At 35.6% G+C, this 17,311-nt stretch carries 17 protein-coding genes; 5 read left to right on the top strand and 12 right to left on the bottom strand.

The window, feature by feature from the left end; all coding sequences use genetic code 11:
* The 5 genes from ACLIBH_RS13600 to ACLIBH_RS13580 all read left to right on the top strand — a co-directional run.
* Positions 1-592 (top strand): O-methyltransferase (locus tag ACLIBH_RS13600; protein ID WP_439317258.1); only part of this gene is annotated, 592 nt, incomplete at its 5' end.
* Between the two features lie 197 nt (positions 593-789).
* Entirely contained in the window at positions 790-1,266 is a 477-nt protein-coding gene (greA, locus tag ACLIBH_RS13595) for a transcription elongation factor GreA (RefSeq protein WP_439317257.1), read from the top strand.
* A gap of 415 nt (positions 1,267-1,681) precedes the next feature.
* The gene (locus tag ACLIBH_RS13590) at positions 1,682-2,329 is read left to right on the top strand and encodes a YrrS family protein (protein ID WP_439317256.1); all 648 of its coding nucleotides are present in this window, start codon (positions 1,682-1,684) and stop codon (positions 2,327-2,329) included.
* Positions 2,330-2,529: 200 nt separating this feature from the next.
* On the top strand, positions 2,530-3,219 hold the full coding sequence (gene mtnN, locus ACLIBH_RS13585) for a 5'-methylthioadenosine/S-adenosylhomocysteine nucleosidase (RefSeq protein ID WP_439317255.1): 690 nt from the start codon (positions 2,530-2,532) through the stop codon (positions 3,217-3,219).
* Between the two features lie 76 nt (positions 3,220-3,295).
* The gene (locus ACLIBH_RS13580; protein ID WP_439317254.1) at positions 3,296-3,538 is read left to right on the top strand and encodes a YrhC family protein; all 243 of its coding nucleotides are present in this window, start codon (positions 3,296-3,298) and stop codon (positions 3,536-3,538) included.
* A 901-nt stretch (positions 3,539-4,439) separates the two neighbouring features.
* Here the strand turns inward: ACLIBH_RS13580 and ACLIBH_RS13575 are convergent.
* The 12 genes from ACLIBH_RS13575 to mbhE all read right to left on the bottom strand — a co-directional run.
* Complete coding sequence (locus ACLIBH_RS13575) at positions 4,440-5,408, bottom strand: ABC transporter ATP-binding protein (RefSeq protein ID WP_439317252.1); 969 nt, start codon at positions 5,406-5,408, stop codon at positions 4,440-4,442.
* Positions 5,409-5,702: 294 nt separating this feature from the next.
* The gene (locus ACLIBH_RS13570; protein ID WP_439317251.1) at positions 5,703-7,358 is read right to left on the bottom strand and encodes a peptide ABC transporter substrate-binding protein; all 1,656 of its coding nucleotides are present in this window, start codon (positions 7,356-7,358) and stop codon (positions 5,703-5,705) included.
* A gap of 98 nt (positions 7,359-7,456) precedes the next feature.
* Positions 7,457-8,467 carry an ABC transporter ATP-binding protein gene (locus ACLIBH_RS13565; RefSeq protein WP_439317250.1) on the bottom strand — a complete coding sequence of 337 codons (1,011 nt, stop codon included), beginning with the start codon at positions 8,465-8,467 and terminating at the stop codon, positions 7,457-7,459.
* Positions 8,468-8,475: 8 nt separating this feature from the next.
* A complete protein-coding gene (locus tag ACLIBH_RS13560) occupies positions 8,476-9,420 on the bottom strand; it encodes an ABC transporter permease (RefSeq protein WP_439317249.1) in 945 nt (314 codons plus the stop codon).
* Position 9,421: 1 nt separating this feature from the next.
* Entirely contained in the window at positions 9,422-10,354 is a 933-nt protein-coding gene (locus ACLIBH_RS13555) for an ABC transporter permease (protein ID WP_439317247.1), read from the bottom strand.
* 921 nt (positions 10,355-11,275) lie between these two features.
* Positions 11,276-11,986 carry an RNA polymerase sporulation sigma factor SigK gene (sigK, locus tag ACLIBH_RS13550; RefSeq protein ID WP_439317246.1) on the bottom strand — a complete coding sequence of 237 codons (711 nt, stop codon included), beginning with the start codon at positions 11,984-11,986 and terminating at the stop codon, positions 11,276-11,278.
* Between the two features lie 135 nt (positions 11,987-12,121).
* Positions 12,122-12,490: a monovalent cation/H(+) antiporter subunit G gene (mnhG, locus tag ACLIBH_RS13545; RefSeq protein WP_439317245.1), complete on the bottom strand. Its 369-nt coding sequence runs from the start codon at positions 12,488-12,490 to the stop codon at positions 12,122-12,124.
* Positions 12,471-12,782: a Na(+)/H(+) antiporter subunit F1 gene (locus ACLIBH_RS13540; protein WP_439317244.1), complete on the bottom strand. Its 312-nt coding sequence runs from the start codon at positions 12,780-12,782 to the stop codon at positions 12,471-12,473. The genes mnhG and ACLIBH_RS13540 overlap by 20 nt, the downstream gene beginning before the upstream one ends.
* Positions 12,779-13,255, bottom strand: a complete 477-nt coding sequence (locus ACLIBH_RS13535; protein WP_439317243.1) for a Na+/H+ antiporter subunit E — start codon at positions 13,253-13,255, stop codon at positions 12,779-12,781. The genes ACLIBH_RS13540 and ACLIBH_RS13535 overlap by 4 nt, the downstream gene beginning before the upstream one ends.
* A gap of 6 nt (positions 13,256-13,261) precedes the next feature.
* Positions 13,262-14,737, bottom strand: coding sequence for a Na+/H+ antiporter subunit D (locus ACLIBH_RS13530; RefSeq protein ID WP_439317242.1), 1,476 nt, complete (start codon positions 14,735-14,737; stop codon positions 13,262-13,264).
* Entirely contained in the window at positions 14,730-15,068 is a 339-nt protein-coding gene (locus ACLIBH_RS13525) for a Na(+)/H(+) antiporter subunit C (protein WP_439317241.1), read from the bottom strand. Before ACLIBH_RS13525 ends, ACLIBH_RS13530 begins: the two co-directional genes overlap by 8 nt.
* On the bottom strand, positions 15,069-17,311 hold a 2,243-nt coding region (gene mbhE, locus ACLIBH_RS13520), incomplete at its 5' end, for a hydrogen gas-evolving membrane-bound hydrogenase subunit E (protein WP_439317240.1). It lies immediately after the preceding gene.

Genomic DNA, 17,311 nt, shown 5'->3' with positions numbered 1-17,311 from the left:
TCCATGGAGTAATAAATTAGAAGAATATGCTTCAGAAAACCACGTTCCGATAATGGATAAATTAAGTATTGATTTTTTAAAGCAGATAATACGTGTAAAAAAACCGAAAAGTATTTTAGAAATAGGAACAGCTATTGGATATTCAGCTTTGCATATGAGTGAAGCTGCCCCTCAATCTGAAATTATTACGATTGAGCGTCATGAAAGACGATATAAGGAAGCGCGTCAATATATAAAAGAACAAAACAGACAAAAGCAGATCGAAGTTATATATGGAGATGCTTTAGAAGTATTAAATATGGCATACATTAAAGATAAAGCGTTTGATTTTATATTGATTGATGCAGCTAAAGGGCAGTATAAGCGCTTTTTTGAACTAATTGATCCAACGGTAATAAGCGAAGGTATTATCGTATCCGATAATGTGTTATTTAAAGGATATGTCGCTACGAATGTTGAGCTCAAAAACAAGCGCCAAAACGAGCTCGTAAAGAAAATTAAAAATTATAACACATGGTTGCAAAGTCATCCAAATTATATAACGTCCTTTCTTCCGGTCGGAGATGGCATGGCTCTAAGCATTAAAAAATAACGTACTTATCGTTTTTTGTCGAAATACCATATAAATTAGCGAAAATAAACTATTGAAAAAAATATTACTATCTGCCATAGTAATGATTAATGTATAAAAACGTACGCAATTTCTGCGTCGTTTTTATATGTACAAACATATTAAAAGCTTATTAATAATAAACTGTCCAAAGAAAGAGAAAAGGAGTGTTTTTTAACATGTCTACAGAAAAAAGTTATTATATGACATTAGAAGGTAAAGAAAAGTTAGAAAAGGAATTACATTACTTAAAAACAGAAAGACGCCAGGAAGTTGTTGAACGAATTAAAGTTGCTCGTGATTTTGGGGATTTATCAGAAAACTCAGAATATGATTCGGCGAAAGAAGAGCAAGCGTTTGTTGAGTCAAGAATTGCACAAGTAGAAAAAATGATTAGAAATGCAGTTATTATTGAGAATGATAACGATAATTCCGATATTGTATCGTTAGGAAAATCTGTTACTTTTAAGGAATTACCGAATGGAGAAGAAGAAACGTACACGATTGTTGGTAGTGCTGAGGCGGATCCGTTTGAAGGTAAAATTTCAAATGATTCACCAATGGCTAAAAGTCTTCTTGGTCATGAAAAGGGAACGGAAGTACTTGTGACGACCCCCGGGGGAGACATTCAAGTAAAAATAGTCGATATCCAATAGGGAGGAGAAGCGGACTACATACGAGTCCGCTTTTCTATTTGTACGAAGAAACACTCACGACCAAAATATAATCGTTATGTTATATCGTTTATATGATAGTTGCATGTTGCATCGTATTTTCTTCAAACATCGTAAAGCATTATTTGCTATGTTACTTATGTTACTATCGAAAAGCGCCAATTAAACAACTGAGATGAATGTGATTGCTAATTGCTTTATGGCTGTGACTGCAAAAATGTAAAAAACGTAACGACTAGGGTAGCGAGAAGGTAATAATTCAATTGAACTGCCGCTGCACCTGCTTATTATATGTACTATCAAATACGTGACTGAATTAAACGAAAGTCCATCTTTCGAATAGTAGTTAAACTATGCTACAATTTAGTTTAAAGAGCATTGTGTTGGGAGGAATACGATGAGCGCTTTTGAACATTTTTCACGTGTTGACAAATTTGAAAAAAGACGCAAAAACAAAAAGGCAATTACAGTGTTACTTATTTTAGGAATTGTTTTAAGTATTGTCTTCGTTTACTTATTTCTATTTGGTGAAAAAAGTAATACGAAAGAAACGCATGATGAACAATTGTCGAATGAACAACAATCAACTGCTGAAGCGGACGAGCAATTTTTAATTGTGGACGATGATGATCTTAATAAAAACGAGGATAACGGAAAATCTACTGTCAATAATAGTTATGCCGATGAAGGAACTAATTACGAATTGGATTATGAAACGATTGAAACAAATGATGAAAATGTAATTGAGGCATATAAAGGAAATTGGGAACCAATTGGAACTGTACAAGAGGAACCGCACACCGTTCAATTTAAAAAAGAATCAGAAGACTGGGCCGAAATGGAAAGCGCTATATCGATTGCGACAGGCATATCTAAAGAAGAAATGGTTACGTATTGGATAGGAAACGCTGGTGATCAGAAAGCTATTGGAACAGTTTATGCCTCGAATAATGAATCAGATATTTACCGTGTAACGATTGAATGGGTTGAGCATCAAGGTTGGAAACCTATACTGGTTGAAAAACTAAAACAATTGGCAAAGTAATATAAATAATTGAATTTCACTTTGAAAAACCGATACCGTTAATGTAATACAACTACATTCACCGGACTAGGGACGAGTGAACGATACGTTCACGTAATTTATATAAATAATTATGTACATTTTCACTTTTTTTAGCAGCCGAAACATTAGCGATCAAACTATATTACTCAATATACATAAATAGACGAGGAGATGTAAAAATGACAATCGGGATTATTGGTGCAATGGATGAAGAAATATCTTACTTATCTCAGCAGATGGATGATAAACAAGAGCATACCGTTGCAAATACACTTTTTATTACTGGTATTTTAAATGGGAAGAAAGTCGTACTATTAAAATCAGGTATTGGAAAAGTTAATGCAGCATTGGCTACAACGATAATGCATGAACGTTTTGCACCAACGTGTGTTATTAATACAGGGTCTGCTGGAGGATTTGATCAGGAATTACAAGTAGGTGATATTGTAATTTCAACAGAAGTTATCCATCACGACGTTGATGTAACGGCCTTTCAATATGCACAAGGTCAAGTTCCAGGAATGCCAGCAACTTTTGCCGCTAGTAGTGAACTTGTAAGTAAAGCCGTGTCAGCCATGAAACAGTTGAGTGTTCAATATAAGACGGGTTTAATCGCTTCTGGAGATGCATTTATTGAAGATGAACGTCAATCCAAAGAAATTCATCGTAAATTTCCAACGATGATTGCAGTAGAAATGGAAGCTGCGGCAATTGCACAAGTATGTCATCAATATAATAAGCCATTTGTTATAATTCGTGCATTATCCGATATAGCTGGCAAACAATCATCGCTATCGTTTGAACAGTTTCTAGAAGCGGCCGCAAAAAATGCAGCAACTCTAATTATAGAAATTATAGCCGAGGTTTAAGCATACTCCATTTCCATGAATTTCATAGTTATCACATTAAATGTCTGTGATATAATGCTTCCAAGGGGGCATTTTAATGAATGAATCACGTAAAGAAATGGAATGGAAACGAATGGATTATGAACGTTTTTCATTAACTTTAATTATGTTAAGCAGTTATTTTTATATAGGGGCAATAATTAAAACATATATAGAGCCAGCACGAAACGGAGAACTATTATTTATTCTTGCTTGTACTTCTTTAGCATTAGTCGTAGTCCTTTTCTATAAAAGACATCAAATTATGAAAAAGCTTGATCAAGATGAGCATGTGAATTAATTGCATATGCTCGTTTTTTTATAGTGACGTTGATGATGTATTTTAAGTTAAGGAATATCTACTAATTAAGTAGAACTAAACATGGAAGCTTGTGCTCTGATTTCGCTGACTTGCACTACAGCCGACAGGCTTTCCGTGGGGCACGACCTCAGTTTCTGTAGTTCCTCTATCCGAGTTGCTACATTGATCTTCGGCCGCTTGCTATTTCCGCAGGAGTCCGTCGACTTTCGTTCCATTCAGCTTAAAGAGGACTAATAGTTTTTATAAGTGAATCGATAAGTGATTTCTCTCCTGGATATGGTGTTCGACGATCTTTTTTGTACAGGGAAATTCACTTGTTTTCTATTAGAAAATCCGTTAATGAATTTCCTTCACATTTCCCTACCAAAAAGGAATGTTGTTTTTTTACCATATTGTACAACCTTTATATAGAAATAAAAGAAGGGTTTCTACACTGCGTATTAGAGGACACGACTTAACGTAGTCGCTACGTTAAATTCGAAAAATAGAACGTGCTTCACTTAGACGGTGCACGATCCGTCTGCAGAAGGTAACATATATTGCCGAAATGGTGTTCTTATTTGAAGGTTAATTTTTGTAAGTATTCGGATAATAATCGATAAGGGGAAGCATTCTAATGTTTTTGCTCATAAATTATACTCGCATATCGGCGGTGAGTGGTGAGCCTCCTTGTGCTAAGCTAGCTAGTGGGGTCTCACCAATCTCTTACCTCTTACTGGGGAATTCGCTCGTCTCGTAAGTGCTACCTGATTTTCCACAATCTAATTCGACCCAATCTTTACTAGATAAAATAGATTAGTCCTTGACTCTCAAAAACAGTGCTAATAAAAGGCAGGTATATTACTAACGATACGATTCATTGAATCGACACGACTGTTCGTTAATTTTTTGTTTTGTATAAATGACAAGCGGTATAATGGTCTTTTTCTATTTCCTTCCAAGTAGGCTTTTCATTTGCACATATATCCATTTTAAAAGGGCAGCGGGTCCGGAATACACAACCACTTGGAGGGTTAATTGGACTTGGTATTTCACCTTTTAGTAGTATACGTTCTCTACTTTTTTCAAGATCAGGATCCGGAATAGGAATTGCAGATAGTAATGCTTGCGTATATGGATGGAGTGGATTATCGTATAACGCTTTGCTATTTGCTTGTTCCAGTAAATTGCCTAAATACATTACACCAATCCGGTTAGAAATATGTTTGACCATTGACAAATCATGGGCTATAAATAGGTATGTTAATCCTTTTTCAGCTTGTAACTTTTGTAAAAGATTTATAACTTGTGCTTGAACAGATACATCTAAAGCGGAAATCGGTTCATCGGCAATAATAAAATTAGGATCGAGCGAAAGTGCTCGTGCAATTCCAATACGTTGCCGTTGTCCACCGCTAAATTCATGAGGATATCGGTTAGCGTGATCTTTATTTAGCCCAACCTCTTCCAATAATTCATATACACGTTGCAAATAATCTTCGTGTTTAGTATATTTTCGGTGTATTTCCATCGGTTCCATAATTAACTCACGAACAGTTAATCTAGGATTTAAAGATGCATACGGGTCTTGAAAAATCATTTGTTGTTTTCGGTGCTGATGAAATTTTTCTATGTTAGTAAATGTATCTACATTACGTCCTTCATAAATAATTTCTCCACCAGTCTTTTCATAAAGCTGTAAAATCGTTCTACCTATTGTTGATTTACCACAGCCAGATTCACCTACAAGTCCATAAGTTTCTCCTTTAATTATATGGAAGGTAACATCATCAACAGCTTTTAATCTCGTTCGTCGATCGATATAAAAATATTTTTTTAAACGATTGATTTCAAGTAATTTTTCCGTCATAACTTTTGCTCCTTTCTCTATTTTGATTTACCTCGAATGGAATATAGCGCAGCCTCATAAACTTCTATTATGTTAATTATTTGAATTTTTCTTTCGGCTTATAGAATATAAAGCATTCCATCTCTATATCCGACGTTTGTAAAAAGATGAGTTTTAAAAATCTATTCTCATTGCCGAAAAAACAAATGTCCTTGCTCTCATTGTTGTCGCTGGTTTTAGTACAATACGGGTGAAAAAACAAAGGAATCCTGCGAGCATATTATTTGAAATACTCGCAGGCGCTTTTAGTATTACTTAATTTTTATCTGCCCATTTTAACTCCAAATAGCCAACAGGGTGACGAACGACTCCTGTTACACCATCTTTATAAATATGGACATGGTTATAATAATGAATAGGTAAAAATGGGACATCCTCAGCCAATATTTTTTCAGCTTCATACATTAAATCCCATCGTTTACTTTCATCTGCTTCTTGTTTTATATTTGCAATAAGCTGATCATATGTTGCATTGGAATAGCCAGTTCGATTCATTGTTGAATCGGTAATGAAGCTTTCAAGGAAATTAACTGGATCACCATAGTCGAATAAAAATGAACTTCGCGAAAATTGGAGATTTAAACCCTTCTGATCGTCTAGAAATACAGACCATTCAGTGTTTTCTAGGGTAACTTCTACACCTAGATGTTCACTGTACATGCTCTGCAATGTTTCAGCAATTGCCTTGTGTGTTTCGCTTGTGTTGTACGATAGTGTGATTTCTGGTAGCTCGTCATATCCTTCTTCTTTCATACCTTCTTCAAGAAGCTTTTTCGCGTCCTCTGCATTGAAATTTATCAAATCCCCGTTCACATCTCGAAAATCTTCCCCAGATGGATTTGTAAATCCGGGCGATACGAATCCTTTTGCTGGAACTTCTTTATTTTTAGTTACATATTCAACAATTTCTTCTTGATTGACAGCTAATGCAAAAGCTTTTCTTATTTTTTTATTTTGAAAAGGCTCCTTAGTTAAGTTAAATCGGTAAAAATACAATCCACCTTGATCGGAAATTTGGACATTATCTCCATCAATAAGTTGATCTGATAATTCTGAAGGTATCCCTGTAACGTCTAACTCACCCGTTTCAAACATTTGGTATTCTGTATTCGGATCATCTACCATTGCCCAATGAACTTCATCAATTTTTACCGTGTCCTTATCCCAATAATGCTCATTCCTATGCATTACAATATGACTGTTATGTGCCCATTCTGCAAGAGCGAACGGCCCGTTAGAAACAAAAGTATCGGCTTCCGCATGCCATTCAGGATTTTCCTCAGCTACTGCTTTATTTACTGGGAAAAAAGCAGGGTTGGAAATAACGTGTAAAAAGTATCCAGTAGGTGCATTTAATTTAACTTCAAACGTTTTATCATCTACAGCTTTTATTGCTAAGTCTTTTGCTGTTGCTTCTCCACTGTTATATTCCTCTCCACCTTCAATAAAGTAACCTAAAAATGCAGCCGGTGAACCTGTATCAGGATTTAGTAAGTGCGTCCAAGCGTAAACAAAATCTTCCGCTGTTACTGTATCGCCGTTTGACCAGTTCGCATTATCGCGAATATGGAACGTGTAGACAGTTCCATCTTCCGACACATCCCATTTTTCAGCAATAGCAGCTTCAGGCTCATGACTTTGGCCTAACCTCGTGAGACCTTCCATTAAGTTATTCAATGCATTCCAAGAAACTGAATCAAAACCAACAGCAGGATCAAAAGATGTTGGTTCATTCCCATTATTCATATATAAAGTTTTCAACCCATTTTCTTCATCTTCTGTTTCATTGGCTGGTTCTTCCGGAGCATTCGTTGTATCTTTAGGTTCTTTGGTTGCACTGTCCTTAGTAGTACAAGCAGCTAATACTCCTATTAGTAATCCAATGGCAATGAAAGCAATCCATTTTTTCAAGTTAATATCCCCCTTTTTTCTAGATAGATAATCTAGATTTTAATAAATAACATATTTAAAAAACAGTGAAAATGAGAGTTGTCATAAGCTGCCTACATTTACGTTTTGAATGAATTCACCTCCTTTATAACTTCCTTTGCACGTTCGTCCTGAAGCCAGCAATTCGTATAGTGCGTAGATGTCAACTCAAAAGGGGAGGGATAAACTTTTTCACATACTTTCATCGCATATGGGCACCTTGCAGAAAATGGGCATCCAATTGGAGGTGAAAATAAATCAGGTGGCGTACCTTCGATTGGAGTCAGCTGTTCTTCCGCCATATCAAGGCGAGGTACAGAGTGTAAGAGCCCCTTTGTATATGGATGTTTTGGGTGATAAAAAATTTCCCTCTTTGTTCCGGTTTCAATTATTTTTCCTCCATACATTACAGCAACGCGATCAGCAATCTTCGCTACAACGCCAAGGTCATGTGTAATTAAAATAATTGATATCCCCGTCTTTTTTTGAATTGTAAGAAACAGATCCAAAATTTGCGCTTGAATCGTAACATCTAGTGCTGTCGTCGGTTCATCAGCAATTAATAGCTCAGGATTACAAATTAATGCGATTGCAATTACTATTCTTTGCCGCATCCCTCCACTAAATTGGTGTGGATAATGCTGTAGTCTTTCTGCTGGATTAGAAATGCCGACAAGGTCCATCATTTCTATCGCTCTTTGTTTTGCATCGCTTTTGGTCATATTGCGATGCTGTCGAATTCCTTCCATTAATTGTGTTCCAATCGTAAGAGTAGGATTTAGTGCAGTCATTGGGTCTTGAAAAATCATGGATAGTTGTACCCCGCGATATTTACGCATTTCTTTTTCTGATAATAGCAACAGGTCCTTATCGTTAAACGTAATTGAGCCACTTGTAATTTTTCCTGGTGGACTAGAGATTAGGCGCATAATTGCTTTGGCTGTAACGCTTTTTCCACAACCAGATTCCCCAACAATAGCTAAAGTTTCTCCTTTATTTACATAAAAGTTAATTCCTCGAACGGCTTGAACGGTACCACCATATGTGTTAAATGTTACGTTTAAATCATTAATTTCAAGTGTTTTTGACATGACTCCACCTACTTTCTTAACCTTGGGTCAAGGGCATCTTGTAAGCCATCACCTAGAACATTAAAAGCAAACATTGTAAAGGAAATAAAAAACGCAGGAAAAAATAATGTCCACCAGTATCCAGATAATATTGCTCCTAAAGCATCATTAGCCATTGTTCCCCAGCTTGCATGAGGAGATTGTATACCTAGCCCGAGAAAACTTAAAAATGCTTCAGCAAAAATAGCTGTTGGCACAGTTAAAGTTACTTGAACTATAATTGGTCCCATTGTATTTGGAAGTAAATGCTGTCGTATAATCCGTAACGTTTTACTACCAAAAGATGTTGCCGCTAAAACGAATTCATAATTTTTTATTTGCATCACTTGTCCGCGAACGATTCGTGCCATTCCAACCCATCCTGTTACAGTTAATGCGATGATAATTGTAAATAAGCTTGGTCCCATAACTACAAGTAATAAAATTACAACAAGAAGATATGGAATGCCGTATAAAATTTCAATGATACGCATCATAACATTATCCGTACGCCCACCTTTATAGCCTGAAATACCGCCATATATAATGCCTATTAGAAAGTCAATTAAAGCTGCCATTAAGCCAACGAATAAGGAAATTCTTGCACCATACCACGTTCTCGTAAATACATCCCGTCCATGTGAATCCGTACCAAACCAATACGTTGACGATGGAGGCTGGTATTGGTTTGGTAAGTCCGTCTGATTAACGGCAAAAGGAGAAAGAATTGGCCCTACAATCGCCATAATTGTCAAAAAGAACAAAAAAATAAGTCCAGACATAGCGAGTTTGTTTTTACGTAATCGCACCCATGCGTCTTTCCAATAGGATAACGAAGGTCGCGATACAGTTTCATGTTCTCCACGCTCTTTTTTCCGCAAAACAAACCAATCATCATAAATGGTGGCAGAATGATTCTTTTTTTTCGTATCCAATTTACTCGCCCCTTTGTTTATGAATTTTAATTCTAGGATCTAGAAGTCCATAGGCGAGATCAACTAAAAATAAGGAGAATATTAAAAAGGCACTATAAAAAACGGTAGTCCCCATAATTACTGGATAGTCTCGCTGGTTAATGCTTTCAACAAAATAACGCCCCATACCAGGTATAGCAAATATTTTCTCTATTACAAACGTCCCTGTCAAAATACCAGCAAGCAATGTACCTAGAATTGTAACTACTGGCATTAAGGCGTTACGAAGGGCATGCTGTAAGACAATTCGCCACGGTAGTAATCCTTTTGCACGGGCCATTTGGATATAATCTTGAGTTAAAACTTCAATCATAGTGGAACGAGTAAGCCTAGCAATAATAGCCATAGGTCCTGTTGCTAGCGCTAAAACTGGAAGAACCATATGGAGTGGGCTCGACCACGTTGCAGGCGGCAATAGATTCCAGTCAACTGCTAGTTTTTGGATGAGTAACGTTGCAAGCACAAAGTTAGGAATAGAAATCCCTAAAACTGCAAAAGTCATCGCCATATAATCAACTATCCCATTATGCTTTAATGCAGCGAGTGTGCCTAATGTAATTCCTGACAAAAGGGCAACAATGATTGTTATCATTCCAAGTTCAAAAGAAATAGGAAAGCCACGACTTAGTAAGTCATTAACCGTTTGATTACGGTGTTTAATGGAGGGACCTAAATCCAAAGTAACGATTGATTTTAAGTAATGAACATATTGAATATGATATGGTTCGTTTAATTTATAATGTTCATTTAAATTGTGAAGTACTGCCTCCGATGTATTTCTCTCATCATTAAAAGGCGAACCAGGTAATGTTACCATAAGAATAAAAGTAAGCGTAATAATAATCCATAATGTAACAATCATAATTAAAAGCCGCTTTCCAATATAACGTAGCATAAAGTATATCTCCTTCATGAAAAGTTAGTACGCATTGTGAGTTCAGTCATTACAAACATTGCATTATAAGCTTTTGAATCGTGTTTCTTGAAATGTAACAGTTGGTGTGTATGAACAAAGCGTTCTATTAGGAAGTCAACCTGCCCATTCTGTTTGACAATAAGTATAGAATTTAATTTTAATGTAGGATTTTTTTGGAGATAGAACTGGTTTCATATTTTGGTATGAATAAGTGTGGCTACAACTTTTACTTCTTATTTAAATCTTTGCTTTCCTAGTGTTAAGCTGTTCACACAAGAACTTCAACACACGTGCTTTAAAAGCAGGATCATTACAATGTGAACTATCTTCTATACAAATGTTTCGGGCTTGTTCATAGTTATGTTTGTTTACACGAATATATGTACAATTTGGTAAACGGTCTTCCAATCAACCTCCTGCTTAGTATTTGCATAGCTTAATATGCCGTTTAATGAAAAGCTATGTGCACAGCTGAAAACGAATACTAATGTACGCTATTTGAAGTAAGTGTGTTTTAGTACGAGTAGGGGAGGGGTATACGCAAAAAAAAGAAGTATCTCCCCAAGTTCTCATCGATAACAGTAGTCTTCTGGTGATGGGAACTAAAAGGTATGGGGAATACTCCGCTAAAAATATTATTAATAATAAACGATAGAGTCGTAATTTGGACAGAAAGTAAGGCGAAGATTAATTTTGCAGAATAGTAGTAAGCAGATCCAACATGGAAAGATTTTGATATTCGTACGAGAACGATTTAAACAGTGGGACGAGCATTTACACATATTATTAGAATATGGCACATTCTCAATGAAAGCAATTAGAAACGAGTTGGAAAATAAAGAAGTGATTGTAACTAAGTATTGAATGGTGATTTACCAATTTAATAATAAGGAGAACTGATTAATTAAAATTTCCTCTTTCTTTTCGATAATACTCCCGAAATACTTTCATTAACGCTCTCTTTTCAATCCGTGAAACATAGCTTCTTGAAATATTCAGCATTTTTGCGATTTCACGTTGGGTCATTTCATTATGTTCATTTAACCCATAACGGTAAATAATTACTTCTTTTTCACGTTCATCCAACACTTGAAAAAACGCTTGCATTTTATCAATTTGCATATTTAATTGGATAAAATCAATAATATTTTCATTTTCCGCTTTTAAAATATCAATTAAACTAATTTCATTACCTTCATGGTCTTGCCCAATTGGATCATGGAGGGAGACATCTTTTTTAACTTTCTTTAACGCACGTAAATGCATCAGTATTTCATTCTCAATACATCTAGCAGCGTAAGTTGCAAGCTTAGTCCCTTTTCCAGCTTTAAAGCTTTCAACTCCTTTAATTAACCCGATCGTTCCAATTGAAATTAAATCTTCCATATCTTCTCCAGTATTGTCAAACTTTTTCACAATATGTGCTACTAAACGTAAGTTATGTTCAATTAATTTGTCACGAGCTTCTTTATTGCCTTCTTGCATTTCTTTAATATACTTCGCTTCTTCTTCCGGTGACAATGGTTGAGGGAAGGCATGGTTTTTTACATAGGATACAAAGAAGAGGGTTTCTTTTATTAAGTAGGCGAGTACAGTTAAAATACTGGACAACAATATACACCTCCTAACGTGCTCCATAGGCATTTGCCTATATTTTATCTGTATGTATAAGCGAGGAGAATTGTGTCTGTCCGAATCGAATTAAAAGCGGAGGTAATCATTTAATATGATTCCTCCGCTTTCTCATTACTTATTCTGTTTTTGTACATACGCTTCATATTCGTCGTTTCTGCTTTTCAAATAGGGCTTTACTCCACTACGGTGTGCCGCCCTTGAGAGCACATGTCCTGATACCGGCGCAGTTAATAAAATGAAAATAATTGCTAATAGCAACTTTCCGCTCACAATTCCATGATCGCCATATAAAAACAAAAAAGCTGCAATTAATATACTGAAAATGCCAAGGGTTGGTGCTTTTGTTGCTGCATGAAGTCTTGTAAAAACGCCAGGAAATCGATTAATTCCAATGGAACTTGATAAAATGAAAAACGTTCCGGCAAGTAAAAGGAAAATTATTATAATATTCATTAAAACCTCAATCATCGTCACGATCAATAATAACACCCTTTTCAATATATTTGGCAATTGCTAATGTACCAATAAACAATAGTATACCGATAAGAAGGATGACATCGTTTAATTTAGTTGTTACTAATCGAATTGCCATGATAGCCGCAATTGCCATTAAATTGATCCCAAGCGCATCCAATGCTGTCGCTCTGTCTGGATTCGTTGGTCCAACGATAATCCGATATAAAAGCAGGAGGACAGAAACTGCAATACCAATTAAGCATATTAGTGTTACGATCGATAATACCTGTTCGGACATCTGCAATGTGCCTGTCATCGTGTTACCTCCATAATAGCCTTTTCAAATGTGTTTTTAATGTCGTAAATAGCAGCATCAACCTCGTCAATATGCATAGCATGAATAAATATAACCGAATTATCATCTGCTATTGCGACCGATAAAGTTCCAGGTGTAAGCGTGATTAAGTTTGCAAGCAAAGTAATTTCCCAGTCTGATTTTAGCTCCGTTGGCATTGCAAAAATTCCAGGCTCTATATTTGGTTTACGCTTATATACGAGACGAACAATGTCAATATTTGATAAAACTAACTCACGGAAAAAGATAAATACCAATTTAACGATCTTGAATACACGCTTTAGGTAAAATGAGCTTGGTAAAAAACGATCTAAAACGAGAATTAAGACGAGTCCTAATAAATAACCGAATATAAAGCTTGGGAATGTATAGGACTCACTTAAAAACATCCACATAAATGATATGATTAAATTTATAACAATTTGAAAGGCCATAGTAATTTACTCCTTTAAAACCGAATCAATATATATTTCCGGATCAAGCAAATAAGCTGAAACGGAATCGACAATTGGGTACATAAACTCTGCACCAATTCCTAAAGCAATCGAAAATCCAAGCAAAAAAACGATAGGGGCCATACGTCCTTTAATTGATTTGTGTTCAATAGACACATCTTTTTCTCCCCAAAACCCACGTATAAATATCTTTAAGATAGAGTACAAAATGAGTAGGCTCGAAATAAGCGCAATAATAACGATACTAATTTCTTCATTTGCAAGCCCGCCTTTTAGTAAAAGCAATTTACCGATAAATCCACTGAAAGGTGGAATTCCAGCCAATACAAACGCGGAGATAAATAGTATCCAAGCTAGAAATGGATAATGATGCATTAACCCCGACATCTTTCGTAAATCCGATGTTCCCGAAACATAGGCAATTACTCCTGCAATTAAGAAGAGTGCAGTTTTTATAATCATATCATGGATTAAATAATAAATTGTACCACTCATTGCATCTTGGTTAAAAATCGCTATACCCATAATCATAAATCCGATAGCTGGAATTACATTATACGCAATAATTAACTTAACATTATTTGTCGATAGTGCACCTATAACACCAAAAAGCATAGATAAACCAGCAATCCAAATAAAAAATCCGTGGGTTAAATTTATTTCAAAAACGAATATTAATGAAAATACACGCAAGATGGAGTATAGGCCTACTTTAGTTAATAAAGCTCCGAACAAGGCTGAGATAACAGGGTTCGGTACAATATACGAATGTGGCATCCAATAATAAAGCGGAAAAAGAGCTGCTTTAGTAGCGAAAACAAAGAATAATACAATCCCAATTGTAGTTAATACTCCTTGCTGCTCTACTTCTTGAACCCGTTGTGCAATTTGAGCCATATTAACCGTACCGACTACAGAATACAAAAAGGCTATTGTCGTTACGAATAGTACCGATGAAAACAAATTAAAAAGTACATACTTCAATGATTCTCTTAGTTGAACTTTATTTCCACCAAGTACGATTAGCCCATAAGAGGCCATTAATAGAACTTCAAAGAAAACGAATAGGTTAAACAAGTCACCTGTTAAAAATGCTCCAGATACACCACTTATTAAAAAGAAGAAAAACGAGTAAAAATAATGCTTTTCTTTTTCAGTTGAAAGACAATGCGGTGCGTAAAAAGCGCAGGCAACAGATATGATGTTCGTCGTTAAAACGAGTAACACAGAAAGTGGATCGGCAACAAAAATAATTCCATAAGGTGCAGGCCAACTGCCGGTTTCTAATATTAAATTCCCTTGCTGTAATACTCGCCATGCAAGAACACTTGAAATCACTAGATTAAATATAATGATAATTTTCGTAAGACTACGGGAAATTCGTATGTTTTTATTAAAGAAAGCAGTAATTATTCCTGCTAATAAAGGAATAATTATTGGTAAGACAACAAAATTACTCATATTCGTTACCCCTTAATTGTTCCATATTGTCTGTTTTATTTTCATTGACAGTTCGGTAAGCCAATACCAATACAACACTTGTGACACCAAAGCTAATAACAATTGATGTTAATATTAAAGCTTGTGGCAAAGGATCGGTATAATCCGAAACACCTTCAAGTAATACAGGAGGCTGACCTCTTTTTAATTCACCCATCGTTAAAATAAACAGGTGAGCAGCGTGTGATATTAATCCTGTACCGATTGCAATTCGCAACAACTGTTTTTGTAATATATTGTAAATTCCTGTAGTGAATAATATACCTGCTAATATTGAAATAATAATCTCCACTTACTTAGCCTCCTTATCATTACGTAGCCGGATAAGGCCAAAAATAGCAAGTGCTGCAATACCAAGTACTGCAATTTCAAATAACGTATCAATCCCACGCATATCAACTAATATAACATTTACGATATTGTGGCCGCCGCCGATCGTTAATGATGTTTCAATAAAGTAGTCCGATATTTTGTCAAACCAGTTCGTACTATGGGCTGAGATACCAATCATCGTCATTAACACGCCAAAGCTGACAGAAATAATAATGTTCGTAATTACTGTTCCTTTTGATTCGTCTCGTTTACGTAGCTTTGGTAAATGGTAGAAGCAAAGTAAAAATAAAACTACTGTAACTGTTTCAATTACGAGCTGAGTTAACGCTAAGTCAGGTGCACGATAAATGACAAATAGCATTGCTACCCCGTAACCGACAATTCCAAGAATTAATATTGCCGCCAAATTATTATTAGAAAAAATAGTCCATAGAGAGGCAATGATGATGGAAAACACGATTGCAATTTCTATAAACTTTACATTTGCGAGATTATCAAATTGGATTGAAAACCCGTCTGTTAAATACATAAATGTAAAAGTAACGATTACGATTGTACTTACAATAATTGCCATGTATGTACGTAGTGAACCAGTCATATAATAGTTTGTTATTTTTTCCGATGCGATGTCCAATTGTTTCATGCCTCGGTCGTATACATTATTAAAGCTTCTATTTCCCGGGATAACGGAATAAACGTTAACCCATTTTTGTCGTGTAGCAACAAATATTGCTCCGATCAGTACTACAGCTAATGACATATATAATGGAATAGAAGAGAAGCCATGCCAAAACTTAATAGTAGGAAATTGTGTTTCTCCGCTAATTGCTGTTGCAGCATGAGCTAAAAAAGAATTGTTGAATACATTTGGAAACAACCCAATAATAATTACTCCACTAACTAAAATTAAAGGAGATAGAAGCATTCCTAAAGGAGCTTCATGTGGCTGTTTGGTTAAACGATTCTTTTTCTTACCAAAGACACCAAAGAATAAATACATTGAATATACAAAGGTGAAAACACTTCCAAATACTGCCAAATATGGAATGGCATTAGCTAATACGCTCGCTAAAGCACTCGCTCCATTATCCAAACGAATACTTGCATCAAAAAACAACTCTTTACTATAAAAGCCGTTTAAAAAAGGCAATGGTACACCCGCCATGGAGAAAGTGCCGAATAAAGCTAATGTAGCTGAAATAGGCATTAAGGTGTATAAGCCTCCAAGCTTCCGAATATCCCTCGTACCTGTTTCATGATCAACGATTCCGGCAATCATAAACAAACTTCCTTTAAATGTTGCATGGTTTAATATATGAAAGACCGCAGCAAAAATGGCGATTTTCGTACCGAATCCAAGCATCGCCATGATCATTCCTAATTGACTAATGGTAGAGAATGCAAGAATCGCTTTAAGATCTGTTTGACGAACGGCCATGTAAGAGCCCCAACATAAGGTAATGATTCCAATCAAACTAACGGAAATAAAAAACCATTCGTAAGCAGCGAAGATAGGTGATAAGCGAGCAACTAAGTAAATCCCTGCTTTAACCATCGTGGCAGAATGTAAGTATGCACTGACAGGGGTAGGAGCTTCCATTGCATCGGGCAACCAAATATGAAATGGAAATTGAGCAGACTTCGTAAATGCACCTAGCAATATAAGGATAAGTATTAATGGAAGGTACGTACTATTTAAAACAGTATCTGCTTGAAAAATTATTTCCTGAATGCTCGTTGTTCCAGTAACGACGTATAGTAGTACAAATCCGCCAAACATGCTTAAACCACCAAAGACTGTTATCATCATAGACTTTAGAGCGCCATATCTGGAACGTGATTTATAATGCCAATACCCAATTAATAGGAAGGAAGATATTGAAGTTAATTCCCAAAACGTATACAATACGAAAATGTTATCCGATAAGACAACTCCAAGCATTGCCGCCATAAACATAAGTAAATACACATAAAAGTGACCTAATCGTTCAGACTTGTCCATATAATAAATGGAATAGAGAACAACGAGTGAACCGATTCCACTAATTAATAGAACAAATAATAGGCTAAGTCCGTCTAAATATAAATCAATATTAATTTTTAATGAAGGGATCCATTGATATGTTTGTTTGTAAATGGTAAAATCTTCCCCTAAAAATGTTAAAAAGTAAATGAAAATGGCGAATGGAATAAAAAAAACAA

This window comes from Virgibacillus sp. W0430, assembly GCF_051846935.1.
In the GTDB taxonomy this organism is placed as follows: Bacteria; Bacillota; Bacilli; order Bacillales; family Amphibacillaceae; genus JBPYCR01.
Note: the sequence above shows the minus strand (reverse complement) of the source record. Positions and strands in the feature narration are given on the sequence as shown.